The sequence below is a fragment of the Mucilaginibacter aquaedulcis genome (assembly GCF_030409325.1).
GTDB lineage: Bacteria > Bacteroidota > Bacteroidia > Sphingobacteriales > Sphingobacteriaceae > Mucilaginibacter > Mucilaginibacter aquaedulcis.
On sequence record NZ_JAUFPR010000003.1, the window covers coordinates 74,903 to 89,487 of the forward strand.

Consider the following 14,585-nt stretch of genomic DNA (forward strand, 5'->3'; position numbering starts at 1 on the left):
TCTCCTTTGGAGAGGGTTTGAGGTGAGGTAAAAAAGGTTACCAAAAATATAAAATTTAATGGGCATACTTCCGTTTGCGAATGTAATGTTGAAAAATAGCACATATTAACACTAAAATCAATGGCGCAACTGTATTTACCAGCTGCCAATACATTTTTTCGTTACGGATGCGGGCCCGGTTGAGCAAGCGTATCTTGATCTCTTTGGTGCGCAGCGCTATCAGGCCCGAATCGTCGGTCATGTAGTCGGCAATGTTCAGCAGGAGGTTTTTGTTGCCGTAGGTTTGCTGCGTATAATGATCGTAGCCCAAAGGGTATGGCGAACCATCGCTGCCTATTTGATTCTTCAAAATATCGCCATCACTTATCACAATCATTTTGGTAGGTACACTTTCGGACTGTATGGCCACCTGCTCCTGCAGCCCCTCGGGCAGCGGGCGGTTGCGCCAGTCGGATATAAATTTACCCTCCAGCAGCACCCCTACCGTTTTGGGCGTGCTCTGAAACTCTTTAGGATTCGGTTCCTGCTCCAGTGCCTGTAACGATAGCATATGCGGCGCGCTCAGTTTTTTATTGTAGGGCGATGAAGTTAACAGGATAGTTTTCTGAACGTTCTTAGTATCGAGCAGATCAATGGTGCTGGCAAATTCGCTGCTGATGCCGTCCAGGTTTTTTACTACCGGATGTTTGGATATCGGGATAAATATAGGGTAAAACAGCCAAGGCAGCATTTGTATTTGCGCCTGCCCGCCCACGTTGCCGGTGCTTATAGGTATTTGCGAGCAGTTCATATCGGCTATCAAATCATAATTGATACGTACGCCATAACGGAAAAGCTGATCGTCAAGGTTCAGTTGCTTGGCAAAGGCCAGCTGCTCGCCGCCATGGCCGCGCAAACTGTCGAGCTCGGCGTTTACTTGGTCAATAGCCCACAGCACCCGGCCACCGTGCATGATGTATTGATCGAGCTTGAATTTTTCCAGCTCGGTAAATTTTTTGTCGGGCTTGGGTATCACCAGCAGTTTCATCTTCTGCAAACCTACAGCAGTAATACTGTTCAAATTTACCCGGCCAACCTCGTAACCATCGGCAAGCGATTTCATGGCATCGTTCAGTTGCAGGTCAGTCAGCTCATTATGGCCTTCGGTAAACCCAATTTGTGGCTTGCCCCCACTGGCCGCTTTCTTTATGGCCGATACAAAAGCGTATTCTAAATTTTGAATGGAGTTATTAAGCACTTCATCGGGCGAGAGGCCTATCCTGCTCAGCAGTAATTTTACAGGGATGTCCTTGCCGTTCACGGATACCAATGCGGCCGGGAATATGAGCTTTTGCGATACACCATCATCCGTTTTTACGCTTAGGTTGGTAGGTTCAATCCCCCTGGCTTCCAGATCCTGAATAGCCTGATTTTGCTGCTCGCCCGAAAGGTTTTTCAGCGGATCGGCAAATTCAAACTGCAGCTTACTATGGCTGTAGGCTTGCAGATCATTCAGCATATCGCGCGTAGCACCTTGCAGGCGTTTAAAGCCTCCCGGCAAATTGTTGCCCTGCAGGTAAACCGTCACCTTTACCGGCTGTTGCAGGCCATCTACAATTTGGCGGCTGATGGGCGATATGGTATATCGTTTTTCGGCAGTAAAGTCAAAACGGGTAAACGTGATATTCGATAAAATAATTACAGCGATCAAAGCACCAATGTAACCCAGCATAGTAGCCGAAAACAGTTTCTTTTTACGCTGACGGATAATGACAAACAGCGTAAGCCATATAAATGAACCGGCCACCACCAGGAAATAAGCCAGATCGCGCGTATCCAGTACGCCGCGGCTCACGGATTGGTAATGTTCCGTAATACCCAGGTTTTGCAAACCAAGATCCTGCAATGAAAGCAGCTGGCTCAACGAATCAAAACCGCTGTAAAAAAAGAAGCAAAGGAATACGGCTATGGTAAAGGCGATGATCTGATTTTTGGTTACCGACGAAGCGAACAACCCGATAGCCGTAAACACAGCACCCAGCAAAAACAAACCGATGTATGAGCCAATGACCGCCCCTGTATCAATATTACCCTGCGGTGTACCCAACGTACTTACCGAAAAATAATAAACCAATGTAGGCAGCAGGGCAAAAAGCACCAGCAGTAAGCTGGCCAGGTATTTCCCTGTTATAATTTGCCAATCGGTAAGCGGCCGGGTGAACAGCAGCTCGAAAGTACCCTCTTTACGTTCCTCGGCCAATGAGCGCATGGTAATTGCCGGTATCAGGAACATGAACAGGTAGGGCGCGGTACTGAAAAGACTTTCGAGGCCCGCATAGCCGTACTCTAAAATGCTTGAATCGGGAAACACCCACAAAAACAAACCCAGCACTAATAAAAATACCCCGATAGTAACATACGCTACCAACGAACTGAGGTATGAGGTGATTTCTTTTTTGAGGATGCTAAGCAATTTTCAAACGATGTTAAGCGCCGAAATTACAATATTATTGTGCTAAAGCAAAAAGGGTAACAGCACTTTTATTAGCGCGTGATCCTTTATGAGTTACAATAGCTATCCTTCTATTCAGCATAAAACAGGTTTATGATTTCATCATTTAAGATCTTGTTATTATTTAATAGTTATTGTGTACTTGATTTTCCCAAACTACTTAACAAATTATTAAGCCATAAATATTCTGCGATGTAAAGTACCCCTACTACCGAACCTATTACAACTGCCGCCGTGGCTCCTGGTCTTATCCTTTTTTCAGCAAAGTTCACTTCCCTGCTATCCCAGCCGATTACCTTTCCCTGTTTATCAAAATCAAATTTTACGTAACTAATGTAATGGGTAAATTCAGTTACGTTTGTACTCGGGCGATCAAGACTGCCATATACCGTGTTGTAAGTTCCATGCATCCGCACCTTTGTTTTTGATGCCGTAAAGGCCGATATGGTATCGCAGTTATACAACCACTCCGTAACTTCGTTCAGCTCCCTTTTTTCGTCAGGTATACCAAACTGTTTCTTTACATCTTCCTTCGTTTTAAAGCTCGACATCACCTCTTCATGAGGGTGTATGATTTTACTGCAACTGCAAAGCGCTAAGAACCCTGCAAGGCTTAAAAAAATTATCAATTTCATGTTGTTGTGAATTTTAGGTTTATATGAAAAACAACGTTGCAATTAAATCTTCCGGATGGAATAGGATTGAAAATCATAGCGCTACTTATCGTTTCTCACCAAATGGCAGGAGAATTTTAACTCATAAAGCACGAATTTACTTGGCTGGTTTCCCTAATTGTGCAAATGCCTCATGCCATGCATAGAGACTTATCACTATTCCAACTCCCATTACAAGCGCAGCTGTTTTAACTATACTTATCCTCTTTTGTGCAAAATTCACCTCTTTGCTATCCCAATCGATAACCTTTCCCTTTTTGTCAAAATCAAATTTCACATAATGGATGTAGTGGGTAAATTCATTGACATCTGTACTTGGGTGCTCAAAAGTTCCATAAACATTATTAAGGGTTCCATGCATCCGTACCTTTGTTTTTGATGCAGCAAAGGCCGATATGGTATCGCAGTTATATAACCATTCCGTAACTTCGTTCAGCTCCCTTTTTTCATCGGGTGTGCCAAACTGTTTTTTCACATCGTCCTTTGTTTTAAAGCTCGACATTACCTCTTCATGCGGGTGTATGATTTTGCTGCAACTGCAAAGCGCTAAGCACCCTGCAAGGCTTAAAAAGATTATCGTTTTCATTTGATCAGTTTTTGAAATATGAAAATGTGGCTTACATCAAAACCTGTAAGCCAGCCTTAAGCCAGCCTGGCCAATGGTTCCGTTGTTTGACCATGCCTCATAACGTGCGCCCGCTTCAAAACAGCCGTTAAAAGTGTACCCAAGGCCGGGCGCATAAGTAAAAGCGTTACCGCCACCGTCCGCTGTGCTAAAGGTTACCCCTAACTGGCCTTCTAAAAACAAGCCACCTTCCACGTAGCCTTTAATGCCCAATTTGCAGGGCACAAACCCGGCAGATGATTTATAACCATCTACTCTAAACTCTTTTTTCAGGATAAAAGAATTATAACCTGCCGAAATGGTGAAGTAAATGTTGGCGGCAACAGGGATCTCATATTTAAGCGACCCACCAATCACTTTACCAAAAAGTAAATGCACATCGCCCGTGGGTAAACCGCCTTCGGCACCCACGCTAAATTTACTGCCGCCTTTTACAACTGGTTTTGCAGGGGCTTGGGCCAGGCTATTTAATGAAATTAAGCCCAGAACTGCTAATAGTATTAACTTTTTCATATCCATAAGTTTGATTGTTAATAATGATAATGTTTACAGTAAAGCTACAGGCCGCCATACCTGTTATAAAATGAGAAAACAACACCCGCTCAACATTTTAAGCAGGTTTTAAATACTGTAATACAGGCATTTGAAAAAACTTTTGATATTTACTACATTTATAGACAGTTAAAACCATTTTTAGCATTTTTTACTAAAACCGATGAGATAGCTTATTAATAAATACCAAACATTCCCCCTAAATTTTGGATTATGGATAATAACCCTGCTCAATTATTATTTTTTAATCACATCAGGTCGCAGCTTGCGCCTCATCTTTCGTTTGTAGATGAGGTGGCCGAACTGCTCGATATCAGTAACGACAGCGCTTACCGGCGCATCCGGGGCGAAAAACCCATCAGTTTGGATGAGGTACAGTTGCTATGTGGCAAGTATAAAGTTTCGGTAGATCAACTTTTACAGCTCAACAACAACACCGTGCTTTTTGCTGGCAACCAGGTTAACAGCGTAACGTTCACGTTTAATGATTACCTGCACGATGTTTTAAATAGCCTTAAACTGTTTAAAACATTAAAAAACGGGCAGATCTATTTTTTTACTAAGGATGTACCGCTGTTTCATTTTATGCAGTTCCCGGAATTGAGCGCCTTTAAGTTCTTTTTCTGGAAACGCACACTTATTGGCTACCCCGAACTGGCCAGGCAACAATTTAATGGCTATGAAGAAGATTCCGAAACCACAGAAACGGCGAAGGAGATCATCAGGCTGTACACGCAGATACCATCTACCGAAATATGGACGGAGGAGAGTATCCATGTGACCATCAGGCAAATTGAATTTTACCGGCATACCAATATTTTTGCCGATAAGGATATTTTACTGCTGGTATACACTCAACTGGTGGAGCTGCTGAACCATATAGAGGCGCAGGCCGAGGCCGGGCGAAAATTTATATTTAACCAGACGCCCATGGCTACAAATGCTCCCTATCACATTTATGTGAACGAATGCCTGATTGGCGATAACTCCATATATGTACATGCCGATGATAAGCAGATTGCCTACCTGAACCATAACGGGCTAAATTTCATGGGCACGCAGGACAAAACCTTTTGCGATTACACTTATAAAAACCTGCAGAACATCATCAGCAAATCAACCCATATTAGCCTGGTAGGCGAAAAGGAAAGAAGTATGTTTTTTAACACATTAAGAGATAAGATATACAAGCGGGTAAGGAACATTTATTAACTGATGCCCCTTGCCTATAAAAAAAGCCCGGGATATGATCTCCGGGCTTTTTTCCTTTTTAAAAATATTGGTTAGAAACGGTAGGCTAAGCGTAAAGCCAGCTGCCCGATAGTGCCGTTGTTTGACCATGCCTCGTAACGGAAACCGGCCTCAAAACCACCATCAAAAGTATAACCAACACCCGGCGAGTAAACGAACAATGTGCTGCCATTGCCTGAGGTGGTAAAGGCCGCGCCTAACTGCCCTTCGCCAAAAAAGCGCTTATCAAAATAATACTTGGCACCTACTTTTACAGGGATAAGGCCCGCAGAGCCGCCATCGCTATGAAACTCATAGCTATAGTTTGGTGAGCTGAAAGAAATGTTAATGCCTTTGGCATGTATGCTGCTGTAACCTGCCGTTCCGGTAATGAACAGATTGTTAGCTACCGGAAGCTCATACTTGAGCGAACCTCCTATAACATAATCGGCATAATTACTTGCATCGCCTACGGGTAATCCGGCTTCGAGGCCTACGCTGAATTTGCCATTGCCAATTTTAGTTTGCGCTAAGGTGGTGAACATTGTTGCTGTAACAATGATTAAGGTTAGTAAGATTTTTTTCATAAAGTGTAATAAGATAACGCGGGTTTGTTTTTGTGTTATATGCGTTTTGAACTATCAGACGCATAAAAGCCGCGAATGTTTAAGCCGCGAAAATATAATTATTAATGGATATTAAATAAATAAGCCTGGTAATAATATCACCGGGCCTTCATAATCATGATCTGTTAATTATTTTAGAAACGGTAAGCTACTCGTAAACCGGCCTGGCCTAAAGTACCGTCTTTTGACCAGCCTTCATAACGGATACCCAGTTCAAAACCTTCGGCAAAAGTGTAACCGATACCTGGCGAATAAGCGAATGCTGTACCACCGCCACTTTCAGTTACAAACGCGGCCCCTACTTGTCCCTCAGCAAAAAATCCGTTCTGGATATAGTATTTAACACCCACTTTAACAGGTATGGCACCGTATGAACCTCCACCAAATACGTCTTTTGCATGAAAAGAATTATATCCGGCAGAAACTGTAAAGTATGTACTTGGAGCTACAGGTAGTTCATATTTTAATGAACCGCCCAATACTGAATTGAAAATATGGTGAGCGTCGCCGGTTGGCAAACCTGCCTCAAAGCCAATGCTGAATTTTCCGGCGCCGCCAGATTTAGTTTGTGCGAAAGTGGTGAATGCTGTGCCCGCGATAAGGGCTAATACTAATAGAATTTTTTTCATGGTTTTTGGTTTGATGTGATTATTATACAGCTAAAGGCGGGGTTCCATTAACTGCGGTTATTGAATAATAGACGCTTATTATTAAAAATAGTTTCAAAATATTTTAAAATAATTCGGCATAATAATTCATTCCGTCTATTTTTTCATTATCCTAAGTATAAAATCACAAAGGTAAAATTCAATTTTCAGCCCTTATTTTCGTAAATTTGTTCAGGTGCTTCCGCAGGGAATTTCTTTTCCAAAAAATCAATCCGGTCAGGGTTGAAAACAATCCGAAAAAAAAAATACAAATCAAACACTTAATAATCAGCAAATTACAACTTTTTAAACCTCAAAAAACAGCGCAAAAACCAATAAAAACGCGATCCTTTGAGCCAATTCCATCAAAAACTAAATAAAACCCTGCCAATTTTGAAGTTTTTTGAACCAAAAAGTGTTAAAATAAAATTTTAAAAAGTTGTAAAAGGGGAAGCCGCTATTTATCAATTGGCGGTAAGGGAAATAAATATTTGCTCGAGGGTATCATTATTATTTTTAGCCCGCAAACCTGCCAGGGTATCATCAGCAACTATTTTGCCTTTGTTGATTATGATCACCTTGCTGCACACTGCTTCCACCTCCTGCATAATATGGGTAGACAGGATAATGGTTTTAGTTTTGCCCAGCTCCTGGATCAGCTGACGTATCCCTATCAGCTGGTTAGGGTCCAGGCCCGAGGTAGGCTCATCTAAAATAAGCACATCGGGGTTATGCAGAATGGCTTGGGCCAACCCAACCCGCTGGCGGTAGCCCTTGGATAGCTGGCCTATTTTTTTGTGCTGCTCGGGACCAAGGCCAGTTTGCTCAATAACCTCGGCTATGCGTTTTTCGGGCTCATGCAGCTGATGAATACCGGCAATAAAGCCCAATGATTCTTTGACATACATATCCGTATACAGCGGGTTGCTCTCGGGCAGATAACCAATACGGCGGCGCACATCCAAAGATTGGCTTACCACATCAAACCCGCAAACAGAGGCCTCACCCGAAGTTTGGGGGATAAAGCCCGTAAGTATTTTCATGGTGGTAGATTTACCGGCGCCATTGGGCCCCAAAAAGCCCAGCACACCGGGCTCAGCGCTAAAGCTGATACCATCCACCGCCTTTTGCGTACCGTAAACCTTTGTTAATGCCTGCACCCGGATACTCATGCCTCAAATGTAAAAGAGTATTTCGGAATTCGGAATTTCGATTTCGGATTTGTTTGATATTTTTCGATACCCTGCCGCTATCTCTCAAAAACAACAGCATCGGCATTGGCGCCAAGGTCGGTCAGTATACCGGTTATCTCCTGCACCATGGCATCGGGACCGCAAACGTAAAAATGCTTGCTTAAGTCTTTTACCTCGGCCTTTAAAAACTCGGCATCAATGCGGCGCTGGTCATGCTCACTGTCTTTCTGATCGGTTATGGTAAACAGGGCGTTTTCACCAAGCATGCTTTTGAGTTCATCGGCCAGTATAATGTCCTGATCGGTTTTATTGGAGAAGAACAGCTTGTTATCGGCCAGTGCACCATCCCGGTTAAGCTGCCTCAGTATCGCCAGGAATGGGGTTATGCCTGCCCCTCCGGCAATGAAATATCCGGGCCCTTTGTATCCAATGGTGCCCCAAGGTTCGCGCAGGATCAGCTCGTCGCAAACTTTCAGTTCGCCCAAGTGGTTAGTAACACCCGCATGGTCGGTATATATCTTAATGGTGAACTGCAGAAAATGATCATCGGTAAAATTGGTAAAGGTAAAGGGGCTCCGTTTATCGGCCCATTCATCCTGGTTAATGGACAACTCGGTTGCCTGCCCCGGTGTAAAGGTAAAATCATCGGGCTTTTCAATAATAAATTGTTTTACGTTGTGGGTAACGGGATGTATATCCAGGATTCTGACAATATGTTCCATGATGAGGCAAATAATTTGGTATATGAAAGATAAGGGAATTACCCGGTATTTGGTTTTAGCTTATTATAAAATTTTATAAAATCGTAGCAAATAAATTCCCAATTCTAAAAATCCAAAAAAAACTATCTTTGCAGCTATTATGAGCAAATCAACCGACGAACTTTTTAAAAATGTTATATCGCACGCCAAAGAATATGGCTTTGTTTTCCCTTCAAGCGAGATTTATGATGGCCTGAGCGCTGTTTATGATTACGGGCAGTTTGGTGCCGAATTAAAGAACAACATCAAAACCTACTGGTGGAAAGCCATGGTGCAAATGAACGATAACATTGTTGGTATTGACAGTGCCATATTTATGCACCCTAAAATATGGAAGGCCAGCGGACACGTTGATGGTTTCAGCGACCCGATGATCGATAATAAAGATTCTAAAAAACGTTACCGTGCCGATCAGCTGCTGGAAGATAAAATAGAGCGTTACGACAAAGATGGTAAAACTGACAAGGCCGAACAGTTGCAGCATGATATGGACGAGGCCCTTAAAAATGAGGATCTGCCTCGCCTGAAAGAACTGATACTGGAACATGAAATTGCCGACCCTATCGGCGGTACCCGCAACTGGACCGATGTGCGCCAGTTTAACCTGATGTTCAGTACCCAGATGGGTGCCGTGGCCGATGATGCAGATACCATATACCTGCGCCCCGAAACTGCCCAGGGTATATTTGTAAACTATCTGAACGTTCAAAAATCGGGCAGGATGAAAATCCCTTTTGGTATAGCTCAAATTGGTAAGGCGTTCCGTAATGAGGTTATTGCCCGCCAGTTCATTATCCGCATGCGTGAGTTTGAGCAAATGGAGATGCAATTTTTTGTACGCCCCGGCACTCAAAAAGAATGGTTTAACCAGTGGAAAGAAACCCGACTGAAATGGCACCTTGCCCTGGGTACCGACGCCGCCAAATACCGTTACCATGAACACACCAAGCTGGCTCATTATGCTGATGCCGCTTATGATATTGAGTTTGAATTTCCGTTCGGCTTTAAAGAAGTGGAAGGTATACACAGCCGTACCGATTTTGACCTGAGCCAGCATCAGCAGTTCTCCGGTAAAAAAATGCAGTATTTTGACCCTGAGGTTGATCCTGAAACCGGCAAACCTTACGGTAACTATATCCCTTATGTAATTGAAACCTCTATCGGGCTCGACAGGATGTTCCTGCTTACTATGATCAATGCGTTTGAGGAAGAAGACCTGAGCACTGAAGATAAACAGGATAGCCGTACCGTGCTTCGCCTGCACCCTTGCCTGGCCCCTGTTAAAGCCGCTATTTTCCCGTTGACCAAAAAAGATGGCTTGCCCGAAAAAGCCCGCGAGATCATGGATCGCTTAAAGGTTGATTTCAACATCCAGTACGAAGAAAAAGACGCCATAGGCAAACGCTATCGCCGTCAGGATGCTATTGGTACTCCTTTCTGTATCACTGTTGATCACCAAACGCTTGAAGATGATACCGTGACCATCCGCTACCGCGATACCATGGCACAGGAACGTGTGGCATCTGCCGACCTTGAAAAGATCATCGGCGACCAGGTGAGCTGGAGAAATCTATTGAAATAAGCAAACTAATGCTCATATACGGAGGGCCCGCTGATCAGCGGGCCCTTTTTGTTTTACAGGGCCGAATGCTCTACCTTTAAGGTCAAAACAATTCAAAGCATTATTCCTTATTGGTATAATTAACCTCCTGCCCCTATGCCTGCTATTAAAGAGTACCCCTTTTATTTAAAAAGTACCGTAACCCTGTTTGGGCTTATTTTACTGGTTTATGTTTTTTCGCAACTGGCCGATGTGCTTATCCCATTGGCTTTCGCTGCTTTTATTGCCATTTTACTTAATCCTGTATGCAACTGGCTGCAAGGGAAAAAGGTACCTAAGATATTGTCTATCATTATTGCCATGTTTATCGCGGCGGTACTGATCATCGCGTTGTTTTATTTTCTTTCTACCCAGCTTATACAGTTCAGTGATTCGCTGCCTACGCTGAAGCAAAAATTCGGGGAGATGTTCGTTACATTTAAAAGTTGGGTGGCTGCTACTTTTAATTATTCTGTTCAAAAGCAGGATCAATTGATCAAGGATGCCATGAATAATAGCCAGGCGCTCATTGGCCGTACGCTCGGCTCGGTATTGGGCACCTTTGGGTTGGTGTTTATTATACCTGTATATGTGTTCCTGATCTTGTTTTACAAAACCCTCATCCTTAACTTCCTGTTTGAGGTATTTGCCGAAGAAAATTCCAGGCAGGTGGCCGATGTTTTAAAGGAAACCAAAATGGCCATACAAAGCTACATACAAGGTTTACTGATTGAAACGGCAATTGTAGCCATCCTTAATTCAACAGCGCTGTTGCTATTAGGTGTAAAGTATGGCATACTGATCGGGGTTATTGGCGCTATACTGAATTTGCTGCCCTACATTGGCGGCATCATAGCCATTGCTCTGCCTGTACTGATGGCTACAGTTACAAAAGATGGTTACTCTACCCAACTGGGTGTTATCATTGCCTATATGGTGATACAGTTTATTGATAATAATATACTGGTACCGCGTATCGTATCATCAAAGGTGCAGATCAACGCGCTGGTATCAATCATTGTAGTACTGCTGGGCAATATGCTTTGGGGCCTATCAGGCATGTTCCTCTCCATACCTTTTGTGGCCGTACTAAAGATAGTGTTTGACCGTATTGATAACCTTAAACCCTGGGGCAAACTCCTGGGCGATACCATTCCCACACGCTATAAAGGACTTCTGCAGAGGAAAGTCAAAAGTCAAAATTAAAAAGCAAAAATTACGGGATGCAGAAATATCGGTGAAACTCAGCTTTGTGAAAAGCTTGCCATTAAGTTGGCATCTTAAACAATAAAATAACACATTATCGCTGTATTTTGTCATTGCGAGCGCAGCGCGGCAATCGCGGATTTGCATTGTTCGCTCTTGCTTCGTACCTCGCAATGACAATTTTTTATTTCTTCCTACTATTTATATTCAGCAACCAATAACTTTTGCCTTTTTAATTTTGACTCAATCAATGACTTACCGGATTATCAGCTTTGTTCAGGGTGCCGTTGATATATAATATCTGGTTCACCTTTTTAGGGTCGCCCTGATAAACCCAAACAATGTTATTGATGTATTTGCGGAAAGCGTCGCTTACTTCCTCTGTAGTCAGTTTCTTTACATCATCTACCAGGGTTAATGAGCGTTTCCAGTTGTTGAACAATACTTCGTTTGATGCTATGGAAAATGCCTGTGCGCTATTGGTTTCGTTTTTATAATAGAAGCCGGTAAGGTAAGTAACCTTCATGTTGGCAACTTCATCACCCTTAAAACCTTCTGTTTTTATTTTATCAACCAGTTTATCAAACACCGCTATATATTTATCGGGCTGTGTAGTTGATACCGCGAATTTAGCCACTGAGGTTTGCCCGACGCTAAACCAGGCCTGCGGGGCATATGATAAACCATTGTTGGTACGTACATCTAAAAAATGACGATTGGCAAATATGCGCATGGCTACGTTGAACGCGTCAAAATCGGCAGTGCCGGGCTGCGGACCGCTGGTGATCCCTTCTACGTAATTGGTAGCCAGTTCTCTTGATTCTGAATTGAAGGAATTTTTATAAACCCTGAAAAATGATTTTTTAAATTCAAACGGGGCACCTTGTTTTATGCCACTCAGCATGGCCTTTACTTTGGCTTCAATAACTTCCTTATCCAGATCGGCAACTACCACAATCACCAGGCGTGAATGGGTTAATATGGACTGGTAATAGGCCTTTGTTTCTTCAGGAGTAAGCTTGCTTACAATATCAACCGTACCGTTAGGGTCCTTAGCGTAATCGCGGTTGGCGAAGGCTATTTTGTCGGCATATTTGTCAATGGCATTATCGGGCTGCGAATCGGCTTGTTTAATGTTGTTGATAGCATCCTGTTTAATACGGGCAAACTCCTTGGCATCAAAACGCGGTTGTGTTAACGCCTCAACATATAGAGGCCAAACCACATCAAAATCACCTTTGATACAATTCATGCGCAGGATAGAGTAGTTCTTGTTGCTGCTGCCTGCTACGGTAGCGCTTACTTTATCCAGCTGATCTTTAAAACTGTTTTTATCGTGCTTTAAGGTTCCGCACTCGGTAAGCGCGTCCATAGCTATCGATTCGATACCCATTTTATCGGCCTTGTAATTTTGTACACCGCCTTTTATAATAGTTTGTATCTCTACAATATCGTTACCGCTTGGCTGCACAATTACCTTTACACCGTTAACCGTGGTTTCGTAAGCCTTATTTTGTGCCTGTACCGGCTTTATATTTCCTATCGCCGCTGCAATCAGCAGGGTGAATACATATTTCTTCATCATGATAAGTTTAAAATTTACTTAGCTACAAAAAACGAAGCTACATTCTGTTGTTTACTCAACGCAGGTGCTATAATGATACCCGCTGCATACGGTTTACCTACCACGTAAGTGTTCAGGTATTTTTGTATATCGGCACGGGTTACCTTTTGATAATTATTATCCAGATCGGTATAAAAATCAAGCGAGGTACTGCACCACATATAGCTCAACTGGCTGGCAAGACTTGATGGTTTTTCTTTCTGATGGATGTTGTTTCTAAGCAGAATGGCCTTGGCATCCTTCAATTGCTCGTCGGTAAAATAATCCGGCTTAACCCACTGGCTTATCTGGTTCATCAATTCATCATAACATTCCTTTAACTTGTTAGGGTTAGGGACAACGTTGATATCAACAGGGCCAACATAGCGGCTGGTTGTGTAATTTAAAGAAGCACCGCTTGCCAGTCCCTTATCAACCAAAGCTTGCTGAAACTTAGATGAGTTTAACCCGATGATGGTCGAGAACACATCAGCTGCAATGGTAGATGCCGAATCGGTCAGGTATGATGGCCCTTGCCAGGTAAGCTCCATGTATGGTGTTTGCGCAATGGTGCTTTCCTTCACAAAATACTCGCTTTTGGTAAGCGGTTTAAAAGGAGGTATAGGATATTTTTCATGCGGGTTAAAGCCGCTGCTGGCCCAGTCGCCAAAAATACTTTCGGCCATGGCAAAGGCAGCTTCATGTTTTACATCGCCGCAAATGGTAAGCAAGCTATTGTTAGGGAAGTAATATTTATCCTTAATGATCATCATTTTTTCGGGCGTGGCCGTGTTGATCACCTCATGGATACCTATTGGGTTTTTACGGGTGATGAGATCACCCCAAAGCTTTTGCTGGATACCGTACCAAAGCTGAAAACCTGGATCGCTCTCGGCACGCTGAAACTCGCCGTCAACCACCGGGCGTTCCTTTTTCATATCCTCTTCGCGATAGATGGGGAAGCGGATGGCCGCGTTCATGAATTTTAAACCCGCTTTAAGGCTATCCCTGTCAAAAGTAAAAAAGTAATTAACCCGTTCCACATCGGTTGTGCCATTCCAGATGGCGCCCAATTCCTGCGTGCGTTTTAAAAATGCCGCCTGGTTTGGATAATCCTTATTGGCCTTAAAAAACATGTGCTCAAAAAGATGCGATAGGCCGCTAAATTCGGGCCCCTCGGTGTAAGCACCGTTTTTTACAGCAATTTCAATGGTTGCCAGCGGCACCTTGCTGTTTTCAATAACCACAACTTCCAATCCGTTTGGAAGCTTTTTCCAGAAGTAGCCTTCCGGCAATCGGGGTTGCGCTATTGCACAGCAAAAGCTAAACACTCCTGCAACACTTAGTGCTAAAGTTTTGATAAAGTTCCTGGTCATA

13 protein-coding genes are annotated in these 14,585 nt (G+C 43.3%); 3 read left to right on the forward strand and 10 right to left on the reverse strand.

Translation table 11 applies throughout. From position 1 onward, the window contains the following. Positions 1-55 precede the first annotated feature (55 nt). From gldG to QWZ01_RS15555, 4 genes are all read right to left on the reverse strand, one after another. The gene (gene gldG / locus QWZ01_RS15540) at positions 56-2,452 is read right to left on the reverse strand and encodes a gliding motility-associated ABC transporter substrate-binding protein GldG (protein ID WP_290324776.1); all 2,397 of its coding nucleotides are present in this window, start codon (positions 2,450-2,452) and stop codon (positions 56-58) included. A gap of 170 nt (positions 2,453-2,622) precedes the next feature. Beyond that, positions 2,623-3,126 (reverse strand): hypothetical protein, encoded by a 504-nt coding sequence (locus QWZ01_RS15545; RefSeq protein WP_290324778.1) that lies wholly within the window; start codon positions 3,124-3,126, stop codon positions 2,623-2,625. A 136-nt stretch (positions 3,127-3,262) separates the two neighbouring features. After that, positions 3,263-3,751 (reverse strand): hypothetical protein, encoded by a 489-nt coding sequence (locus QWZ01_RS15550; protein ID WP_290324780.1) that lies wholly within the window; start codon positions 3,749-3,751, stop codon positions 3,263-3,265. A 36-nt stretch (positions 3,752-3,787) separates the two neighbouring features. Then, entirely contained in the window at positions 3,788-4,303 is a 516-nt protein-coding gene (locus tag QWZ01_RS15555) for a hypothetical protein (protein WP_290324782.1), read from the reverse strand. A gap of 252 nt (positions 4,304-4,555) precedes the next feature. On the opposite strand from QWZ01_RS15555, the gene QWZ01_RS15560 reads away from it, so the two are divergent. Continuing rightward, complete coding sequence (locus tag QWZ01_RS15560; RefSeq protein ID WP_290324784.1) at positions 4,556-5,554, forward strand: helix-turn-helix domain-containing protein; 999 nt, start codon at positions 4,556-4,558, stop codon at positions 5,552-5,554. A gap of 71 nt (positions 5,555-5,625) precedes the next feature. Here the strand turns inward: QWZ01_RS15560 and QWZ01_RS15565 are convergent, their stop codons facing one another. The 4 genes from QWZ01_RS15565 to QWZ01_RS15580 all read right to left on the reverse strand — a co-directional run bounded on the left by QWZ01_RS15565 (position 5,626) and on the right by QWZ01_RS15580 (position 8,760). Beyond that, positions 5,626-6,159 (reverse strand): hypothetical protein, encoded by a 534-nt coding sequence (locus QWZ01_RS15565; protein WP_290324785.1) that lies wholly within the window; start codon positions 6,157-6,159, stop codon positions 5,626-5,628. Positions 6,160-6,332: 173 nt separating this feature from the next. Then, on the reverse strand, positions 6,333-6,827 hold the full coding sequence (locus QWZ01_RS15570; protein WP_290324786.1) for an outer membrane beta-barrel protein: 495 nt from the start codon (positions 6,825-6,827) through the stop codon (positions 6,333-6,335). Between the two features lie 482 nt (positions 6,828-7,309). Further along, positions 7,310-8,017 (reverse strand): ATP-binding cassette domain-containing protein, encoded by a 708-nt coding sequence (locus QWZ01_RS15575; RefSeq protein WP_290324788.1) that lies wholly within the window; start codon positions 8,015-8,017, stop codon positions 7,310-7,312. Positions 8,018-8,094: 77 nt separating this feature from the next. Next, the gene (locus QWZ01_RS15580; protein ID WP_290324790.1) at positions 8,095-8,760 is read right to left on the reverse strand and encodes a ferredoxin reductase domain-containing protein; all 666 of its coding nucleotides are present in this window, start codon (positions 8,758-8,760) and stop codon (positions 8,095-8,097) included. Between the two features lie 139 nt (positions 8,761-8,899). On the opposite strand from QWZ01_RS15580, the gene QWZ01_RS15585 reads away from it, so the two are divergent. Further along, entirely contained in the window at positions 8,900-10,381 is a 1,482-nt protein-coding gene (locus QWZ01_RS15585; protein WP_290324792.1) for a glycine--tRNA ligase, read from the forward strand. A 135-nt stretch (positions 10,382-10,516) separates the two neighbouring features. Then, positions 10,517-11,605, forward strand: a complete 1,089-nt coding sequence (locus QWZ01_RS15590) for an AI-2E family transporter (protein ID WP_290324794.1) — start codon at positions 10,517-10,519, stop codon at positions 11,603-11,605. A gap of 247 nt (positions 11,606-11,852) precedes the next feature. Here QWZ01_RS15590 and QWZ01_RS15595 read toward each other — a convergent pair whose 3' ends face one another. Further along, positions 11,853-13,190, reverse strand: coding sequence for a M16 family metallopeptidase (locus QWZ01_RS15595; protein ID WP_290324796.1), 1,338 nt, complete (start codon positions 13,188-13,190; stop codon positions 11,853-11,855). A 14-nt stretch (positions 13,191-13,204) separates the two neighbouring features. Next, on the reverse strand, positions 13,205-14,584 hold the full coding sequence (locus QWZ01_RS15600) for a M16 family metallopeptidase (RefSeq protein WP_290324799.1): 1,380 nt from the start codon (positions 14,582-14,584) through the stop codon (positions 13,205-13,207). Position 14,585: the final 1 nt, after the last annotated feature.